The following is a 20330-nucleotide window of genomic DNA, read 5'->3' as shown; positions in this document are numbered from 1 at the left end:
CCAAACATTAAGCGGAATTTGCCGATCATCGCGTTGATTCCAGTCAGCCACAACCAACACGCCACCCGGTTTGACGACTCGCAGCAACTCTTTAGCAAAAATCGCTTTATCCGGCATATGGGGGCCAGCCTCAACAGACCATACTACATCAAAACTCGCATCGGGGAAAGACAGCGCCATTGCATCATCGACTTGAAATTTAGCATCAACTCCTGCGAGTCGTCAAACCGGGTGGCGTGTTGGTTGTGGCTGACTGGAATCAACGCGATGATCGGCAAATTCCGCTTAATGTTTGGGAAAAACCTGTGATGCGTCAACTCCTCGATCAATGGTCACATCCGGCTTTTTCGAGTATAGAAGGCTTTTCCGAACTATTAGCTGAAACGGGGCTTGTAGAAGGGCAGGTAAGCACCGCAGATTGGACAAAACAAACCCTACCTTCTTGGTTCGATTCGATTTGGCAAGGAATCGCCAGACCCCAGGGATTAGTGAGTTTTGGTTTCTCGGGTTTTATTAAATCTTTGCGAGAAGTCCCGACTTTGTTGTTGATGCGGTTAGCGTTTGGGACGGGTCTTTGTCGGTTTGGAATGTTTCGGGCTGTCAGGGCAAATTCACCGCTACAATTAACTAATACTACAATCACTGAAACCGCACAAGTTTAATTAGAAAAAATATTTTCCGTCAGGTAAACCCCAAAAACCCGGTTTCTTTGACAATGACGAGGACGGGTTGGACGGGGCGAAAACAAATCTTTGTTTGGGTGCAGAAATTATGGAAAAACAAGGAAATCGCTGTTTTTTGAAATGGGTTCCATCCGGTTAGGTTCGTTAAGAGTTAATTTCTTACTCTAGCAACCAGTCAAATAAGTTTTGTACGGTTATTTTAAAACTTTTGGCAAATTCAGGTACGGGTAATTCGGCTGTGGGTTGATCATAAAAAGTTGTCGCTTGCTCGGGTAAATGTACAAATATAGATAAATCCTCCGGATCAATTAACCATCCCATTTGGGTTCCATATTTTAGACTATATAAAATCTTTTTTGTGACTTTTGTTTGACTTTGATCGGAAGAGAGAATCTCAATCATCCAGTCGGGTGGAATGGGAAAAGTATTGGCAACTCGACCATTTTCTTGTCGGGGAATTCTTTCCCAAGTAAAAACCGAAATATCGGGTACAATTGAACGATTTTCAAACGTACAGCGAAGTTCGCAAAATGCTCTGGCAATTCGTTGTTGTTTGAGAGAAGCATTAATTGCAGTTGCTAACTCAGTTTGAATTGCACTGTGTTCTCCTTGTGGCATTGGTTTTTGAATAATATCTCCGTCAATATATTCACAAGCAGGTTTAGTTTCTGGCTGCTTTAGAAATTCTTGCAGGGTCAGAGTTTGAATCGATTGTACCATGAATTTTAGAAAACTGAATGGTTAAACGCTCTAGATTGATTCTACTTCGTATTATACCGAATCCGACTATTGAGTGCTGTGCTAACTGTTCTACAATAGAGCTACGATGGCTTTTCTCGATAGTTCTGAGTTGAGGGTCAGTCGCGGCATTTTGGCACTAATTTGGCTACCCCAAAAAAATTTAGAAAAAGCGCAATATTAACTTAAGATTATCTGTAGAGTTTTAAAAATCTACTTGCTAAAATTAAACATGACGATTATACTCACCAATGATGATGGTATTGATGCACCCGGTATTCGCGCATTATCTGAAGCAATTAACCATCAAGGAATATTTGTCGCCCCCCAACAAGAAGTATCCGGTTGTGGTCATAAAGTAACAACAAAATCACCCATTCATGTTGAACATCGTTGTGATACTGAATACGCTGTTGCGGGGACTCCGGCTGACTGTATTCGTCTGGCAATTACTCATTTTTGTCCCCAAATTGATTGGGTGCTTTCAGGTATTAATTCAGGGGGAAATTTAGGCATAGATGTGTATATTTCGGGTACGGTTGCGGCGGTGAGAGAAGCGGCTTTTCATGGAATTCGTGGAATTGCGCTTTCTCAATATAGAAAAGGGGGAAGACCTGTTAACTGGGAACAAACAACAAGCTGGAGTCAAATTGTTTTAAAAGACTTATTGAACCGTCCTTTAGAACCCGGAAGTTTTTGGAATGTGAATTTTCCCTATCTTGAACCGGACGCACCCGAACCGGAAATGGTCTTTTGTCAACCGTCTACAAAACCGTTACCGATTGATTATAAAGTAGAAGGGGAAGATTATTTTTATATTGGGAATTACAGCCAACGCCAACGCACGCCTGAAACCGATGTTGATGTTTGTTTTGGGGGGAAAATTGCTGTGACTTTAATTACATTATAATAGATCAGGATGTTTTTTAGGGTTTGAATTTTGCTCAATAGAAATTTTATCTCCTGAACCAAGTTATAATTGTGTTATATAGCAGAGAAAGAGTTGATTAGGACACTGTTTTTCTGTCAAATCCTTTTATGATAAAGGTTTCAATTCTGTCTCCTGTCTCCTGATTTCTGCTATATCATGTCCGGATAATTAGTGATAAAAAACTTTCTCATAATCCTCCTCTTTCTTCTTCTTGATTTCCTCCTGACTCCTGACTCCTGACTCCTGACTCCTGACTCCTCTGTCGTTTATTTATAACTGTTCAACCGGACATGATATTACAGGTAATATTCTGCATTGAATTGTTCCAGATGATCGATATGACATCTTGAGTAATAGCGGTAATTACATTAATACTTACTGAGTTTCCCAATTGATAAAAGGCTTTTTTGGGATTAGAATGAAGTTGAAAGCTATCGGGAAATCCCTGTAAACGGGCGGCTTCTCTAGGCGTAATTCGACGAACTCTATTATTGTGATAAACTCCAATTCGATTCGCATCACTCGCGACTAAGGTGACAGATACTTTCTCTGGATCGAGAAATTTATAAACTTCAAAAGAGAAGTTACCTGAAACGGGTTTATATTGTCCGTTGGTCATTTGTAAATAACGCTTTTTGACAAGAGACTCTAATATTTTGGGGAGATTCGGATGTTTAAAAAAACTAGCAATTTGTTCAAAATTTAACGGTTTACCATCTTGATGTTTGCCAAATTTTTTCTGGCGTCTTTCCGTTATCAGTAAATTCATTAAATTGATTTCATCTTCGCTACATTCTCCTCGCAAACCCAATTCCCAAGAATGAATAGAATTTCCACCCCGATAGTCAATTAATCTAACTCCATGTAATTTGTTAAAATCTCCCTGAACCACTTTGTTTAAGGCTTGTACAAATTCCGGTGAACAATCAAACGATGAATCTGGATTTTCTTCGAGAATATCTTTGACTTTTGGTGGTAAATCGTTTAAACTATAAGAATTAAGCTGAACTGCATTATAAGCATGAGTATCTTTCGGCCCTACGTCTGAAATCAGGTTAAATTGAGGAGATGCGTTTAATACCCCAATCATGTAAACGCGAACCCGATTTTGAGGTAAGCCAAAGTTAACACTATTTAAAACAAATTTATAAAAACTGTAGCCTCTTAATTGGATTTCATGTTCAATGGTCGCTAAAGTTTTACCGTTATCATGGGTGGTTAAACCCCGCACATTTTCCAAGATTAACACTTTGGGTTTATGGGTGTCAATCAGCCGCATTATTTCAAAAAATAGTGTTCCGCGAATCTCCCCAAAGCCTTGTTTTTTTCCCGCATAGGAAAAAGACTGACAAGGAAAACCAGCGAGTAAAACATCATGTTCAGGTAAAGATTGAATTTGGCGAATATCTCCGGCGGGAATGTGCTGAAAATTTTGAGAATAGACTTGATTGGCGTCGCTATCAATTTCACTAGCTAACACACATTCTCCCCTCAAACCAATAGACTCAATTCCCTTTTCAAACCCTAATCTTAAACCCCCTATTCCCGCAAATAGGTCAATGAACTTAAGCACTACAACTGTATTGATTTCGGTCTATTCTGAAAGATATTATAGCAGTTTTTCGGGTAAATAGAAAACCCAGTTTATTTGCAAAACCGGGTTTATAGCAATATCAGGGCGCAAGCAAGAGCGCCCCTACAAATGGGTTAACCTTGGAACTCAAACGCCCCAATATCAATCACATTGTTAACAATTCGAGGGAATCCGTCACCTCGTTGATCGAACGCTCCGGGAACTGTAAATACGCCCGAAAATTCGGCATCTCCCGCATTAATCGCTGGACTACTTCCTGTTGATAATGCGATCGTTGGAGTGAGTCCCCCATTATCAGCTAAAGTATCGATGAACAAAGCATCAGGCGCAACACCAACAATATCGCCGTTTTGTCCATTTGTTAACCCATTAACACCTGTTGCATTTCCAATTAAGTTATTTCCACCACTATTAACGGGAAACTCTACTCCTGCTGAAATATCAGGATTATTAGGAGCATTATTAGCTGCAACCAGGGTATTTTTGAGATTAGCTGTCTCTAAATTGGTCAAACCTCCACCACCGCTTTCAGCAGTATTGTAAGCAATTGTGCTATTCGTGAGAGTCAATCCACCAAAGTTAAAGATACCCCCTCCCGAATCAGCATTATTGTTAGCAATTGTACTGTTAGTAATCCGAATTGTGCCACCTAAATTCAGGATACCTCCACCATTACTTCCTGTATTATCTGTAATTGTGCTGTTATTAATGGTTAATGAACGGCTTAGGTTAGCAATCGCTCCTCCATTATTAGCTCGACTTCCTTGAATCACACTATTTTCTATCACTACAACGCTTGATGTCGATGAAATATCAATTGCACCACCCCGGCTTCCCTGAGTGGTATTTTCAGCATCATCTATCGTTCCTTCAGCTAATCCGTTCGCAATTGTTAAACCTTCAATTTGAACTATTCCACCATTGATGGTGAAAATGTTAAAGGCTTCTTCAACATCGCGCTGAATCGTTAGGCGATTGGCACCAGGGCCGTCAAACGTAATATTACTGTTAATATTGGGTAATGCTGCAACCAAATTAATCGTATTAACACCAGCAGCTTGAGGAGCAAAGGTAATCGTATCGGCATCAGAAAAGCTTTCAGCATTAATTAACGCTTGTCGCAACGAACCCTCAACCGCATCAAAATAAGCCTGTTCATCGTCAATTTGATCGCTATCCGTTAAACGGGTGACTTGTGTATCATTCGCCAACAGAGTAACCGTTGCTTCGTTATCTTCCGAATCAATCACATATTCAGAAGCGTCAATTTCTGCTATCGTTAACGTCAGGGATTCACTAGCTTCAGCTTGATCATCATCAAGGGGAATTAACGTGATATCCACACTCGCCGCTTGATTGGGAAGCGTTACCGTTGCAGTCGCGGTATTTGTTGCTGCATCAACCACTATCTCAACAGGTTCCTCACCAATTTTCAACTCAAATTCTGGCTGAGTTAATAGCTGAGTTAATAACAGTTTATTGCCTGAAACTGTCAAATTAACGGTTAACTCACCCACCGGATCAGGCGATCGCTGTATACGGAATATACCATTTTGAGCCTCTATTTCTCGACTCAGATCGGCTTCAATCGCATCAGTTTGAATAGCGGTAATAGAAACCGTCGCCGTATCATCATTTTCTATTGTTAAAACTGACTGCGGTTGCGACGTTCCAGCCCGTCCGCCCTCAATTTCCTGACCATTGTTACCAATAATGATGAAATTGTCAAAACTCAATCCCAGCGTTTCATCACTTTCGACGCGATCATCACCTAAAATTTGAATCGGTACGATTTGAGTCGTTTCACCCGGAGCAAACTCAATCGTAATCGGGCTGTTTACATAATCAGTACCCGCTTCGGCAGTTTGCTGAGTCAGAACCACATCCACCCGAGAAGCATTAGTAGTTTCCCCGGAACGAGAGACTTCAACAACGGTTGTTTGATTAACTGCATTACCTTCCACAGTGCTGAAATTCGCCAAAGAAAAATTGTAAACTGGAGGCGAATCATTATCTAAAATCGATAAATTCGCAGTTGGGAACGTGTTACCTGTTTGTCCTTGGGGCGCAAAGTTTTCCAAGCGTAAATTCACCGCTTCGGCTTCTTCTTCTATCGTATCGTCTATGATTTCTAGAGGTATTGTTTGAGTGGTTTCACCGGGCGCAAAATTCACGGTAACTCGTTCGGGTGTAATATCTTCTCCAGGTATAGCGCCGTCTGATGCTGCCGTTGTCAGAACCACATCCACCGAGGACGCCGCCTCGGCATTTCCACTGCGAAGAACAGTTACGACTTCTGTTATCCCGTCATCTTCACTGGCTGTGTACTGACTGGTGGTAAAGTCGTAGGTGGGAATGTCGTCATCATCAACAATAATTAAATTAGCCGTCGGATTTTCCGTCCCAACCTGTTGTCCGGTAGAAGGGGCTAACGATAACCTGACCGTTTTATTCGGCTGCGGAATCACATTTCCGATGATCTCAATGGGAACTGTTGCAATGGTTTGATTCGCTGCAAAATCAACTGTAATTGGCCCTGCGGCAAAGTCAACACCCGGTAAAGCGTTATTAATTCCCTGCAAGTTTACCGTCACTGAAGAAGGATCAAGGCGTCCTGTCCGAATGATTTCAACGACATCATCAACAGTGTTTAAAACATCGCCTTCGGAGGTTGTAAACAAGGAGTTGTTAAACTCGTAGGTTGTGGCGCCGTCATCATCGTTAATTGTGATTGTGGCGGCTGGGTTATTGACACCAACTTGTCCGCCGATAATCGGATTACCATCTGCAATAATTTGGAAGTTATCAAAGCTGAGATTGAGGCTTCTTGAGGGTTGTTCCTCTGTATTGGGAATCAGATCAACGAATACCGATTTTTCGGTTTCTCCAGGTAAAAAGATCAGGGGTGTTGGCTGAGGCGGAGTTTGATAATCGGTTCCCTCAATCGCTGTGCCATCGGTTAAAATAATATCAACTTGTGACTGTAAATCGACATCCGCCGAGCGACTAACAATAATTTCAACTTGTTGCCGATTGTCGGGATCGCCTTCAACCCCAATAAATTCGGCTTTGCTAAAGTCGTAAACAGGGGGATCGGGGGGATCATCGTCGTTGACAATCGTACCTGTGGCGGACTGACCTGCTGGATCAGCTTCATACAAAGTTCCCGATTCTGCGATCGTTAATTCAATCGTTTTATCGGCTTCAAAGATATCATTGGCAACAGGAGTGAGAGTTATTTGAGTTGTAGATTCATTCGGTGCAAAAACAATAGTTCCCTCTCCGTCGGAAAATTCTAAGGCTCCCGTTACGGTATAATCTGTTCCTAACTCAGCACTTCCTGCGATCGCAAAATCAACAATAATCCCTGTTAACAGAGAACCACTAGAACGGCTAAAAGTATAAACTAATCCCTGACCTTGATCTTCTGGAACGTTTGTCGGTGATACGGAAACCGAAACCGTTGAGGCAGTAATCGGCGGAGTGGGAGGAATAGTCAGTGTATCGTCGTCGGGTGTGGGTGTGGGGGTGGGTGTCGGAGTCGGCGTAGGGGGTCGCTCATCATCTTCAATATTAACCACTAATTCGCTCTGTTCCCCAATCGTGGCGCCGCCAATCGGATCAGTTAACCGCAAACTAATCGATTCATCTCCTTCAAATTGATCATCGTTATTAATAGGAATAGTTACTCGTTTGAAGGTTTCAAAGGGAGCAAAAATAACTTCAATTCCTTCAGGGGACAAGTCTAAATCGTCAGACGAAGAATTCGCTTCTGATAGCAACAATTTTCCGCCAACGGTGTTGAGGGGAGAACCTGTCCGTTGAATGCCGATTTCTACAAAAGCAGAAGTTTGATTTTCTCGAATTTGAATGGATTGTTCACTAAACTCCACGACAGAAGTAATTGTCGAGATGGATTTGGTAAAGTTCGAGCGAATCAGAGTATTGCGTTGAGTGGCTTGTAAAATCGCCAATTCTTCCCGACTTTCGCGATCAATAATCGTTGTATCGTTTCCGGTTTGAACGAATTCTAAATCTTCAAATTCTAAATCATCTGTTAAGGCAATTAAATCAAATCCGGCTCGAAAATCAGTAATAATATCTGTTAAGCCGCCATTGAGTGAGCGACCAATCACAAATAAGTCGGCTCCCGCTCCTCCTGTCAGGGTATTCAAGCCTAAGCCTGTGTAGAGGATATCATTATCGAGATCGCCAAATAGTTGGTCATTGCCTTCTAAGTTAACAAGCGTATCATTGCCTTGACCGCCATAGAGGGTATCGCTTCCGCCAATATCACTGATGAAATCATCGCCTTCGTTACCGAATAAAAAGTCGTCTCCTAAGCCGCCTTCAACGGTATCATTCCCAAATTCGCCGAATAAAGAGTCGTTTCCCTCGTCCCCTTGTAATAGATCATCGTCTCGACTTCCGAGAATCGAGTCATTGTCTGAGTTTCCTTGTAGCGTATCATTACCCAGGAAACCAATCAGGGTATCATCCCCTGCTAGTCCTTGAATGAGGTCAGCCTCAAGTGTTCCCTCAAGTAAATCTGGATCTTCAGCACCGATAATATTAGCCATAACACTCGTGTTCGTGAACAGGTGGACAGTTCAAATGTGAATACTGTGAAGGATCATTGTAAAAATGAACACAATCAAGCAGGAGTCTAACGGAGGTGAAGGGAGAATCCCAAACCCTTGCTAGGACTTGACTGTTGCATCTTTAAGGGAATACACATCAGGTGGTTTCAAATCTGTTTTAGCTTACCCACTATGGGCTAGGCTATTAACATTTTTTCAACCGGAAGCAATTCCCAGTAGGTCTTCTGTTGATCAGGTTCTCGTTTACGGTCGCCAAGTGAAATGTAACAGAGTATAAACGACTTTGGGACTCAGGATTACAGATCGTTAAGCGTTTGACGAGAAAGCCTGTTCTGCATGATACTGTCTAGAGGTGTTTACCGATTGCAGTTGACTTACCACCAGGAGAACACTTTGAATTCACATTCACAGATGACACAATATCCGTCTTGTTCACTGCATCACGATGTCAGCGAGTATGTGGCTGACCTTCAACTTCACATGACGTTGCAGGCTCGTAACTTGGTTCCCGCTTTGACTCAAGAAGGTAAAGATAGTCGCGAGCAAATGTTACAACAAACTCAAGCTTATTTTGAAAAAATGGCTTCTCGACAAGCCAATTCGATGTCTCTATAGATTAATCCTTAAAAGTTGTGATCAAAGCAGACTAGAAACTCGAAGTTCACATTCAGTAGAGAGTCTGCTTTTACTTATTTAGATTTTTGGTCGGTTTAATCAGGGGATTGAATCACAGGAATTTCAAGCCGTTGATAGTCTTGAACCGATTCAGAAATGAGCTGATTTCGGATGGCAATCAAATCACAGTAGTCAAATTCATCCGTTCCAAAGACTTCCAGAGCAATCGTTTTTAAAGTATCTCGCGGTTTAACGCTGTAGGAAATCCAACGATAGGACTTTCCATTTAACTTAAATTCGGGCGAAGATAGCAGCCATTTCTGATACTTTTCATCTCTTTTTTTTGCCAAACGAGATTCGCTTTGAGATAAAGCAAATTGCCACACTTGATAACCAACTGAACTTAAATGTAATCCATCTGTTGTGAATTTTGACTGCAAATTACCTGAATGATCGCTAAAGCGAGAATGAAAATCGAGATAAATAGCACCTGCTTGTTGAGCGAGTATTTTAAGTTCTTGGTTGAGTTGCAGAATTTGAGAATTAGGAATCGTAAAAGATAAAAACTGACTGGGTAACAAAGTCGGGAATAAAGATTGAACAAAAAGCTGAGAATTCGGATGTTTTTGTTGTAAATCTTGCAAAATGCGGCGATAGTTTGCTAGAATAATCTTGAGCGGAGTTTTTAACTTTAAATCGTTAATTCCAGCGAGAATATAAATTGCATCCGGTTTAACCGCATCCAAAGCAAACAACCGTTTACAAATTCCTCCGGTTGTATCTCCAGAAATCCCTTGATTTAGCCAAAATCTTCCTTCAGGAAGCAAAGAAGCGGGAAACCACATACTCAGAGAATCCCCCAATAAAACCCCCAAACGTGTAGAATTAGATTGAGAAGCAATGACTTGTTTCATTAACTGAGCTTCATCGTGAAAAATCTGTATCCAGTCCCGAGAAAGGGGAGTAAAAGCAGGAGTTGGTAAACGGGTGTATATTTGCTTGTTATAGAGAGCGACAAGCCGTTGCTGGAACATTTCTAAACCCGTTTTAGGCACAGACATAAGACTAAAAAGTAAAAAAATTTAAGCCAATCTTAGCATCGGACTGGCTTAAATCCTCCCAAACTTGAAAATTCTCAAAAACCCGACAAACATCTTGGTGTTCACACAGGACAAACTGGAGAACACACTTGTATCGTTCAGATGTAGGCTTACCGCAGCGCCGTTTTACCCCAGTTTTTGACCTCAATATACTTTTTTAAAGTGGGTACCTTTGTTGAGCTTGAAGTTTCCGGATGCTAAGTCCGGTATACTGCCACTCAAAGTTTCTCTGGTTCCCGAATATTGAGATTTACAGATCAAAAAAACATAAAGGCAGTCACCAACGCCGCAGCAGAACCTGTTCACTATTATAACTATTCTTGTTCAACTGTGGAGAGGTAAATTTACTTATTTCTTCATCAGGTCTTCCCCGGAACCCCACCTCCCGATACCTGTCATCTATTTACGTGAAATTACGGATTTTCGAGATAGTGAGACATCAACAGAATTCCGTAAATGTCCTGATGCGACTTGAGGGTGGGTAGCAGTAGACTCGAATTAATAAAACACAGCAGGGCAATAGCAATGTTGAAATCAAGGGTAGTGTTTGGGTTAGTCTTAATCATAGGTCTGTTCGCTACGCAAGCTCAAGCCGAAACTGAAAGTGTTAGCTTTACCTTAGTTAATCGTACCAGTCGCAATTTACAAGAGTTCTACGCTTCACCCCCTCAAGTTGAGGACTGGGAAGAAGATATTTTAGGTAGTGAAGTTCTAGGACCTGGAGAATCAGTCACTATTGTAATTGATGATGGTCGCGGAGATTGTCTGTACGACTTCATGGGCGTTTTAGGGCCAAATGCCGAGGGAACAGTCGGAGAAGGGGCTTTAATTCAATCCGGTGTGAGTGTGTGCGATGGCGACACTTACGAATATTATGAGTAGTAGTCTGATTTTTGACAACCGAGAAACCGAACGCACAAACGTTGCAGTATTAGTAACATCGCTCGGAATATAAATCCTTTTGTACTGATCAATCACAATTTTAACGTCTTTTTCAACCGTTCCTAAAGCTTGTCAAACCACTTGAGGATTATTAAAACAAAACCACATAAACCGTTCATCTCCCTCTAACCCAGGGAGTTTGTTTTTTGTTGGTAGAAATTTCCGTAAAAGTTGAGAAGTTCGAGATTAAGTTTCTAGGTCTTCTGGCTTTGTGGCAAAATGTTAAGAGCAATTCAAAACGCTCACATTGTCTGCAATTATCGCCCATGACCTCAACTATCCCCAACCTTCCCAGCAAATACGACCCGTTTACCACCGAAGCCAAATGGCAAACCTACTGGGAGGAGAAACAAACCTTCAAAGCCGACCCCAACCATCCCGGCTCACCCTATTGTATTATGATTCCGCCCCCCAACGTCACGGGAAGCCTGCACATGGGTCACGCTTTCAATAATTCCTTGATTGATACCCTCATTCGTTATCATCGGATGAAAGGCTATAATACGCTTTATCTTCCCGGAACTGACCATGCGAGTATTGCGGTTCATAGTGTTATTGAACGACAACTCAAACAAGAAGGAAAAACCCGTTTTGACTTAGGACGAGAAAAATTTCTTGAACGGGCTTGGGAATGGAAAGAACAATCAAGCGGTACAATTACAGGACAACTGCGACGTTTAGGAATTTCAGCCGACTGGACAAGAGAACGTTTTACCCTCGATGTTGGGTTAGCCAATGCGGTAATTGAAGCCTTTGTTCGGTTGTATGAAGACGGGCTAATTTATCGCGGTCAATACATGGTAAATTGGTGTCCGGCGAGTGAATCTGCGGTGTCAGATGTTGAGGTTGAAAATAAAGAAGTTCAGGGGAATTTGTGGCATTTTCGTTATCCGTTAACAGAAGGAAATGGCTATGTTGAAGTGGCAACAACTCGCCCTGAAACCATGTTAGGCGATACCGCAGTTGCAGTCAATCCCAATGATCCTCGCTACAAACATTTAATCGGAAAAACGGTAACATTACCGATTATGAATCGGGAAATTCCGATTATCGCCGATGAATTTGTAGACCCCGAATTTGGAACAGGTTGTGTCAAAGTAACACCCGCCCACGACCCGAACGATTTTCAAATGGGTCAACGTCATCAACTGCCGATGATTAATATTTTAAATAAAAATGGTTCGTTGAATGAAAACGCCGGAAGCTTTGAAGGACAAGATCGATTTGTCGCCCGAAAAAATGTGGTTAAACAGTTGGAAAAAGAGGGATTTTTAGTTAAAATAGAAGATTATAAACATAGTGTTCCCTATAGCGATCGCGGAAAAGTTCCTATCGAACCGCTATTATCAACTCAGTGGTTTGTGAAAATTCGACCCCTCGCAGATAAGGCGTTAAATTGTCTCGATAACGAAGATTCTCCCGCTTTTGCACCCGAACGTTGGATGAAAGTTTATCGAGATTGGTTGGTAAAATTAGAAGATTGGTGTATTTCTCGTCAATTGTGGTGGGGACATCAAATTCCCGCTTGGTATGCTGTTAGCGAAACCGACGGAGAAATTACCGATAATACCCCGTTTGTTGTCGCCAAAACCGAAGAAGAAGCCGTTAAAAAAGCTACTGAAAAATTTGGCAAAGACGTTAAATTGCAACAAGAACCCGATGTATTAGACACTTGGTTTTCTTCGGGTTTGTGGCCCTTTTCAACGTTAGGATGGCCCGAAGAAACGGAAGATTTAGCAACGTATTTCCCGACAAATACCCTATCAACAGGCTTTGATATTATCTTCTTCTGGGTCGCCCGGATGACGATGATGGCGGGATATTTTATGGATAAAATGCCGTTTAAAACCGTTTATATTCACGGGTTAATTCTCGATGAAAACGGCAAGAAAATGTCAAAAACTGCCGGAAATGGTATTGACCCGTTATTGCTGATTAATAAGTATGGAACAGATGCGGTTCGATATACTTTAATTCGAGAAGTCATGGGAGCGGGTCAGGATATTCGTCTAGAATATGACCGCGAAAAAGATGAATCGGGTTCTGTTGAAACCTCCCGCAACTTTACCAATAAAATTTGGAATGCGTCTCGGTTTGTGATGATGAATTTAGAGGGAAAAAGCCCTCAACAGTTGGGACAACCGGATAACGAAAAGTTAGAATTGTGCGATAAATGGATATTGTCTCGCTTCCATAAAACCGTTAAACAAACCTGTGATTATCTGGAAAGTTACGGGTTGGGAGAAGCCGCCAGAGAACAATATGAGTTCATCTGGGGTGATTTTTGTGACTGGTATATTGAACTGGTTAAACCTCGTTTACAAGGGGAAAATACAGCCTCAAAACAAGTCGCCCAACAAACATTAGCATACGTTTTAGAAGGAATTCTGAAGCTGTTGCATCCGTTTATGCCTCATATTACCGAGGAAATTTGGCATACGTTAACCCAAACGGGCGAAGAAGATTGTTTAGCAGTTCAGTCTTATCCGCAGTTAGAAACAGGGTTCATTAATGAGGAACTAGAAACCGAATTTGAGTTAATCTTTGGTACTATTCGGACGTTAAGAAACCTGCGGGCGGATGCAGATATTAAACCGAAAGTAAAAGTTACCGCAATTCTGCAAAGTGAAAATGCAAAAGAACGGGATCTCCTAACAAAAGGGGAAGACTATCTCAAAGATTTAGTGAAGATTGAAACCTTGAATATTACTGAGACTTTACCCGAAGATTTAGGTCAAACCATCGCGGGTGTAATTGGTACGGTTCAAGCGTTAATACCGTTGGCGGGTGTGGTTGATCTTGCGGGTTTACAACAACGAACCGAGAAAAAATTAGAGAAAGTCCAGAAGGAAATAGAATCAATTTCTCGGCGGTTAAGTAATCGTAATTTTGTCGATAAAGCTGACCCCGAAGTTGTGCAAACAGCCAGAGATGCGTTAGCAGAAGCCGAAAAACAAGCCGAGATTTTACGCGATCGCTTACAACAACTTCAGTCTAATTCCTAACCCTAAAACCGGGTTTTCATTCCCCATTTTGTAGGGGCGGGTTCAGCCAATATCTATAATATAAATCAGAGATTAAACTAAACCCGCCCGACCCCAATATTAGCTTGTGAAAATTGACGCATTATTTAGATTTAATTGAATGAAACAGACCATGAAAGGGCGCATCAGAGGGCGCATCAGAGGGCGCAAGCCTTGCGCCCCTACACGCCCCTACACGCCCCTACACGCCCCTACACCCGTGAAAATCATATAAATTTTGTATTATTGTAAATGATGAAATTATCTATCCTGATATAACAGATGAAACAATCTAAAAATTTTCAGGGGATTTTCAGGATAATTTCTGGAATTAAGTTGTTAAGATTGTGTAGTTAACATATGAACCATTAGAACTCATCCAACCTGCTATGATCAACAACCGTGACAGAATTGGTCGGTGTTTAGACTTGTTAAAACAGGGTTTATATCCTTATTTTGAACAACGGATGAGAGAAGCCTATGGGGGTCAATGGCTTTCTCAAGCTGAAAAAGCCTTGTCTAATAAGAAGGATACTACACTCAAACGTTCAACAGAAGATAAACTGCAAGATATATATAATTTGCTCTCTATAATGATTGAACGAGATAAAGCTTTTAAGTCTCGTTTAGAAAGGGCTTTAGCCAGCGAATTAATTGACGTTCGTAACAAATGGGCGCATCAAGTTACTTTTTCCACAGAAGATACCTATCGCGCTTTAGATAGTATGTCTCGGCTATTAAATACAATTGGTGCGGCCGAACAGGAAACGTTAATTAATCAGCATAAACAAGAAATATTAAAACGGTTACTCAAAGAACAATCTCGACCCGATCAAAGTCAAATCTCCGGCGAAGAATCATCCGTTAGAGAACGTTTAAAAGAACTTCTGGAAAAAATCCCCTTTCAAGATGCTAGACTGCTTAAACGGGCTTTAACTCACCGCACTTATGTTTTTGAAAATCCGACACAAACTCAGGGCGATAATGAACAATTGGAATTTTTGGGAGATTCTGTATTAAACTTTTTAGCGGGGGATTATCTGTATGAACAATATTCCCATCGTCGTGATGAAGGAGAACTCACCCGTCGCCGTTCTAACCTTGTAGATAATTCTCAATTCGCTCAATTTGCAATTCAACTCAATTTAGGGGAGTGGATGCAGTTAGGAAAAGGAGAGGAATTACAGGGCGGTAGAACAAAATCTTCGCTGTTGAGTAACACATTTGAAGCCGTTATCGGCGCTTATTATTTAGACTCAGGAATTGAAGCGGTGCGAGAATTAATAAAACCGTTTTTTGAGTCGGTTGATACTGGAACAGTTGACAGTCATATTCCTCAGCAAAATCTGATCGATCCTAAAGGACGTTTGCAGAATATAGCACAAACAAATAATCTACCCATTCCCGAATATGTTCTGGTTGATGAAACGGGGAACGATCACGATAAAACTTTTGAAGTTCAAGTTATAATTAATGGAGAATTTTACGGCGAAGGAACTGGAAAAAAGAAAAAAGAAGCTGAAAAACAAGCCGCTATCGATGCACTTCGGCGTTTAGATTTGCTATAGTCTTGGATAAAATAGACCCGTTCAAGATAAATTGATTATTTTTTCAGACTAATATTTCTAACGAAGAATCCGTTAAAACTGCCATCCATCAAACAATAGAATTATTTAGACGTTTGGATATTTTAGTGAATAATGGGGCGATTTCCAATCCTGAAAATGACCCCATCGAACAGTTGAGTTTAGAAAGTTGGCATAAAGTATTAACCGTTAATTTAACGGGCGCTTTTCTCTGTACAAAATATGCGGTTCCCCATTTGCGAAAACATCAAGGTACAATTATCAATATTGCTTCAACACGCGCCTTAATGTCAGAACCGAATACAGAAATTTATTCAACAGCTAAAGGCGGTTTAGTCGCTTTAACTCATGCCTTAGCAAACAGTTTAGGGCCGGATATTCGGGTTAATTGTGTGAGTCCCGGTTGGATTGTTACCTCAGAATATCAAGCCTCTAAACTGACCGAAAAAGATCATCAACAACACCCTGTCGGACGAGTCGGACAGCCGAAAGATATTACCGCAATGGTGGTTTATTTAGCATCAGAAGAAGCAACATTTATCACAGGTATCAATGTAGTTGTTGATGGTGGAATGACCCACAAAATGATTGATATCTAAAATCAACTTAAGGTACTCCAAAAACTGGTGAAGGGTTAGGGGCGGGTTTTTAAAAATTTTGCAGGGGAAGATATAGATTTGTTCGGAACCCGCCCCTACAATACGGGTGAGGAGGTGACTGAAATGACCTCTCCCACAAATGCCCCTTCTATGGCAACCTAATAAATAGGAGAAAAAATATTTTGAAATCTCTGTTACAGCCATCGACAACTCACTATGCAAACTCTACCCCGTCCCACAGAAGATTCAACCCCTAGTCAACCCCCTGTTGACACAATGATTCATCGCCGCAAAACCCGTCCCGTCCAAGTCGGAACTATTACCATTGGTGGGGGTTATCCGGTCGTCGTGCAGTCGATGATCAATGAAGATACAATGGATATCGACGGTTCAGTAGCGGCTATTCGTCGTTTACATGAAATTGGCTGCGAAATTGTCCGGGTCACGGTGCCGAGTGTGGGTCACGCCAAAGCCGTCGGAGAAATTAAACAAAAACTCGCCCAAACTTATCAACCTGTTCCCCTGGTGGCGGATGTTCATCATAATGGCATGAAAATCGCCTTAGAAGTAGCCAAACACGTTGATAAAGTTCGGATTAATCCGGGTTTATATGTATTTGAAAAACCCAAATCTGATCGCAGCGAATATACTCAATCAGAATTTGAAGAAATTGGCGATAAAATTCGAGAAACTTTAGAACCGTTAGTGGTTTCTTTGCGGGATCAAGGAAAAGCGATGCGAATTGGTGTTAATCATGGTTCTTTAGCCGAACGAATGCTATTTACTTACGGCGATACTCCCGAAGGAATGGTGGAGTCAGCCTTAGAATTTATCCGCATTTGTGAATCATTAGACTTCCAAAATTTAGTCATTTCATTGAAAGCGTCTCGGGTTCCCGTGATGTTAGCGGCCTATCGATTAATGGCGAAACGCATGGATGAATTGGGAATGGAATATCCCCTGCATTTAGGCGTCACAGAAGCCGGAGATGGTGAATATGGTCGAATAAAATCTACCGCAGGGATTGGTACGTTATTAGCCGATGGAATTGGTGACACCATTCGCGTTTCTCTAACAGAAGCACCGGAAAAAGAAATTCCCGTTTGTTATAGTATTTTGCAAGCGTTGGGACTGCGAAAAACGATGGTCGAATATGTTGCCTGTCCCTCTTGTGGTCGGACTTTATTTAACCTCGAAAATGTGCTGCATCAAGTCCGAGAAGCCACCAAACATTTAATCGGTTTAGATATTGCCGTGATGGGTTGTATTGTCAATGGCCCTGGCGAAATGGCAGATGCAGACTACGGTTATGTCGGTAAACAACCGGGTCAAATCTCGTTATATCGCGGACGAGAAGAAGTCAAAAAGGTGCCAGAAGACAAAGGAGTTGAAGAATTAATTAATTTAATCAAAGCAGATGGACGCTGGATTGATCCATAGGTAAATCTAAAAGAGACAAGATCCAACGATGATTACCCATTGTACTCAAGTTGTCCGTTATACAGATTGCCCTAAAACAAGCGGTAAATTTGAAAGGCTGTCAGAATTGATATTATTGTTGGCTTGTCTCTTTCAAGGCTATCCTGATATCCCCTTCGGGTTGTAGATATGTATACTGGAAGTACATGAGTTAGCATTACCTGTGCTAAATTGGGCATAATAAAATTGCAGTCCTTTCCTCCGGTTCATAAGACAGATGGTTGTATCAAAAAGTGGGCTTGTTGTCAGTGCAACGGCAGTTATGTTAGCAGCAGTTGCGGTTGCAGGTGCAGGAATACATCTCTCCAGTCAAGCATCGTTTCGAGAAAGTCCTAAAGAACTGATTGACGAAGTTTGGCAAATTATTGAAAAAAATTATGTTGATGGAACATTTAATCAAGTTGATTGGAAAGCCGTTCGGACTGAATATCTGAACCGGAACTACACCAGTGATGAACAGGCTTATGAAGCCATCCGGGAGATGCTAGAGAAGCTAGATGATCCCTACACGCGCTTCATGGACCCGGAAGAGTTCAAGAATATGCAGATTGATACCTCTGGAGAACTCACAGGTGTAGGAATTCAATTGACTCAAGATGAAGACTCGAAAAAGCTGATTGTCATCTCTCCCATTGAAGATTCTCCGGCTTTTGATGCAGGTGTTCAAGCTCAGGACATTGTTCTGAAAATTGATGGCCAAAGTACCGAGGGCATGGACATCAACGAGGCAGTGAAGTTGATCCGTGGCCCCGTTGGAACCTCGGTCACACTGACCATTCTGCGGGGTTCCGAAGAAATGGTCGTTCCCATTAAACGAGCGAAAATCGAAATTCATCCGGTACGCTACTCGACTCAAAATAGTTCAACGGGAACCATCGGCTATGTTCGTCTAAATACGTTTAGTGCTAACGCCGCCGATGAAATGCGAGAAGCGATCACCGAGCTTGAGAAACAGAATGTCACAGGATATATTCTAGATCTGCGTTCAAATCCGGGTGGCTTGCTCTACGCGAGTATTGAAATTGCTCGGATGTTGATGAATGAAGGGGATATCGTTTCTACTGTAGATCGTCGGGGCGAACTTGACCGTCAAAAAGCCAATAATCGGGCTTTAACCGATAAACCGATGGTTGTTCTGATTGATGGCGGTTCGGCGAGTGCGAGTGAAATTCTCTCCGGGGCTTTACAAGACAACGAACGGGCTTTATTAATCGGAAGCAAGAGTTTTGGTAAAGGTTTAGTTCAGTCGGTTCGCGGTGTGGGAAATGGTTCAGGACTGGCTGTGACCATTGCTAAATATTTTACTCCCGACGGTCGAGATATCAACCACGAAGGCATTCAACCGGATGTGAAAATTGATCTAACCGACGCCCAACGGGAACAACTCCGAAAAGAACGCACGAAAATTGGGACTTTAGACGATCCTCAATTTGCAAAAGCGCTCGAAGTTCTCTCTCAAGAAATTGCTGCCGCTCAAAAGACTCAAGCTAAAACCAAGTAAGTTTTTATGGGTGAAACACTGTAGGGGCGCTCCTCCACTTCGATCTGGGTTTCTCATCAATCACTTTTCTCAACCCGCCCCGACTGACGGATCAAGTCTTGAGAGGCTGCAATCAATTCTCGCTGTTCTGGCCAGAACAAGTTCTGAAATTCATCAAGGGGAAGCCAAAACAGTTGATAGGGTTTGTGAGGATCGGTTGGGTTTCCCTGCTTTATAAAACTGATATAACGCGGTACAAACCGTGTTAATGTTTATTTCCTGCATCACCCCGGACTGTCGGCAGCACCCGGTCAGACAGGCATTTCACCAAGAAGCCCTCGGCATAACCTTCTAAATTCAGGCTGGCATTCAAATCGCGGTCAATGCTTACACCGCAATTATTACAGTTAAAAACTCGTTCTTTCAGTGCTATTTCTTGAACGTGACCGCAATTTGAACAGGTTTTAGTTGACGGATAGAATCTATCAGCAAACACTACGCTTGAACCATACCACTCAGACTTATACTCAACTTGGCGACGAATTTCAGAAAAAGCCGAATCAGCAATAGCACCCGCTAACTTATGATTCTTTAACATCCCAGAAACATTCAAATCCTCTAACCCGATGACTGCGTGGTTTTTGCATAGCCATGAGGTCAATTTATGAATTGTATCTTTTCGGATGTTAGCCACTCTTTGATATGCTTTTGCGAGTTTCAGTCTAGCTTTATTCCTGTTATTTGAACCCTTCTGTTTTCTAGAAAGTTCGCGCTGAAGTCGAGCCAGATTTTTTTGAGCTTTTTTGTGGGCTGCTGGATTGGCAAAAACAGTACCATCTGAACAGGTCGCTAATACCTTAACCCCAACATCAACACCCAGGTATTCTCTTGATTTTACAGTCTGTTCTGGCTCAAATTCGTAGGCTACAGACAGATACCAAGAATCAGCGACTCGACTA

The 20330-nt window shown here is 41.8% G+C and carries 12 protein-coding genes, 1 other RNA gene and 3 pseudogenes; 9 read left to right on the top strand and 7 right to left on the bottom strand.

Annotation, left to right across the window (positions count from 1 at the left end):
- Positions 1-210, bottom strand: a pseudogene (locus tag WN50_RS19640) (methyltransferase domain-containing protein); the annotation flags it as partial.
- Here WN50_RS19640 and WN50_RS19635 point away from each other — a divergent pair.
- Positions 207-662 (top strand): annotated as a pseudogene (locus WN50_RS19635) (class I SAM-dependent methyltransferase); the annotation flags it as partial. The pseudogenes WN50_RS19640 and WN50_RS19635 overlap by 4 nt on opposite strands.
- A gap of 180 nt (positions 663-842) precedes the next feature.
- Here the strand turns inward: WN50_RS19635 and WN50_RS19630 are convergent.
- Positions 843-1403 (bottom strand): Uma2 family endonuclease, encoded by a 561-nt coding sequence (locus WN50_RS19630; protein WP_046281376.1) that lies wholly within the window; start codon positions 1401-1403, stop codon positions 843-845.
- A gap of 250 nt (positions 1404-1653) precedes the next feature.
- Between WN50_RS19630 and surE the strand changes: the two genes are divergently transcribed.
- A complete protein-coding gene (gene surE, locus WN50_RS19625) occupies positions 1654-2331 on the top strand; it encodes a 5'/3'-nucleotidase SurE (RefSeq protein WP_046281377.1) in 678 nt (225 codons plus the stop codon).
- Between the two features lie 301 nt (positions 2332-2632).
- Here the strand turns inward: surE and dcm are convergent, their stop codons facing one another.
- A complete protein-coding gene (gene dcm, locus WN50_RS19620; protein ID WP_046278251.1) occupies positions 2633-3925 on the bottom strand; it encodes a DNA (cytosine-5-)-methyltransferase in 1293 nt (430 codons plus the stop codon).
- Positions 3926-4059: 134 nt separating this feature from the next.
- Positions 4060-8526: a Calx-beta domain-containing protein gene (locus WN50_RS19615; protein WP_046278252.1), complete on the bottom strand. Its 4467-nt coding sequence runs from the start codon at positions 8524-8526 to the stop codon at positions 4060-4062.
- A gap of 432 nt (positions 8527-8958) precedes the next feature.
- On the opposite strand from WN50_RS19615, the gene WN50_RS19610 reads away from it, so the two are divergent.
- Entirely contained in the window at positions 8959-9162 is a 204-nt protein-coding gene (locus WN50_RS19610; RefSeq protein ID WP_046278253.1) for a hypothetical protein, read from the top strand.
- A gap of 95 nt (positions 9163-9257) precedes the next feature.
- Here the strand turns inward: WN50_RS19610 and WN50_RS19605 are convergent, their stop codons facing one another.
- Together WN50_RS19605 and ssrS are read right to left on the bottom strand one after the other, a co-directional pair.
- The gene (locus tag WN50_RS19605; RefSeq protein ID WP_049560408.1) at positions 9258-10223 is read right to left on the bottom strand and encodes a GDSL-type esterase/lipase family protein; all 966 of its coding nucleotides are present in this window, start codon (positions 10221-10223) and stop codon (positions 9258-9260) included.
- 145 nt (positions 10224-10368) lie between these two features.
- A non-coding RNA gene (gene ssrS / locus WN50_RS31490) (6S RNA) lies at positions 10369-10560 on the bottom strand.
- Between the two features lie 227 nt (positions 10561-10787).
- Between ssrS and WN50_RS31055 the strand changes: the two genes are divergently transcribed.
- The 6 genes and pseudogenes from WN50_RS31055 to ctpC all read left to right on the top strand — a co-directional run bounded on the left by WN50_RS31055 (position 10788) and on the right by ctpC (position 19392).
- Complete coding sequence (locus WN50_RS31055; protein WP_046278254.1) at positions 10788-11144, top strand: hypothetical protein; 357 nt, start codon at positions 10788-10790, stop codon at positions 11142-11144.
- Positions 11145-11470: 326 nt separating this feature from the next.
- A complete protein-coding gene (locus WN50_RS19595) occupies positions 11471-14209 on the top strand; it encodes a valine--tRNA ligase (protein ID WP_049560405.1) in 2739 nt (912 codons plus the stop codon).
- A gap of 407 nt (positions 14210-14616) precedes the next feature.
- Positions 14617-15795, top strand: coding sequence for a ribonuclease III (rnc, locus tag WN50_RS19590; RefSeq protein ID WP_046281561.1), 1179 nt, complete (start codon positions 14617-14619; stop codon positions 15793-15795).
- 50 nt (positions 15796-15845) lie between these two features.
- Positions 15846-16412 (top strand): annotated as a pseudogene (locus WN50_RS19585) (SDR family oxidoreductase); the annotation flags it as partial.
- Between the two features lie 216 nt (positions 16413-16628).
- Positions 16629-17852, top strand: a complete 1224-nt coding sequence (gene ispG, locus WN50_RS19580) for a (E)-4-hydroxy-3-methylbut-2-enyl-diphosphate synthase (protein ID WP_046279591.1) — start codon at positions 16629-16631, stop codon at positions 17850-17852.
- Positions 17853-18108: 256 nt separating this feature from the next.
- Positions 18109-19392, top strand: coding sequence for a carboxyl-terminal processing protease CtpC (gene ctpC, locus WN50_RS19575; protein WP_046279592.1), 1284 nt, complete (start codon positions 18109-18111; stop codon positions 19390-19392).
- Positions 19393-19636: 244 nt separating this feature from the next.
- On the opposite strand, the gene WN50_RS19565 is transcribed toward ctpC, so the two are convergent.
- On the bottom strand, positions 19637-20330 hold a 694-nt coding region (locus tag WN50_RS19565), incomplete at its 5' end, for an RNA-guided endonuclease InsQ/TnpB family protein (protein ID WP_049560401.1).

The organism is Limnoraphis robusta CS-951 (assembly GCF_000972705.2).
The sequence above is the reverse complement of the archived record's forward strand: the minus strand, read 5'-3'. Positions and strand labels throughout refer to the sequence as shown.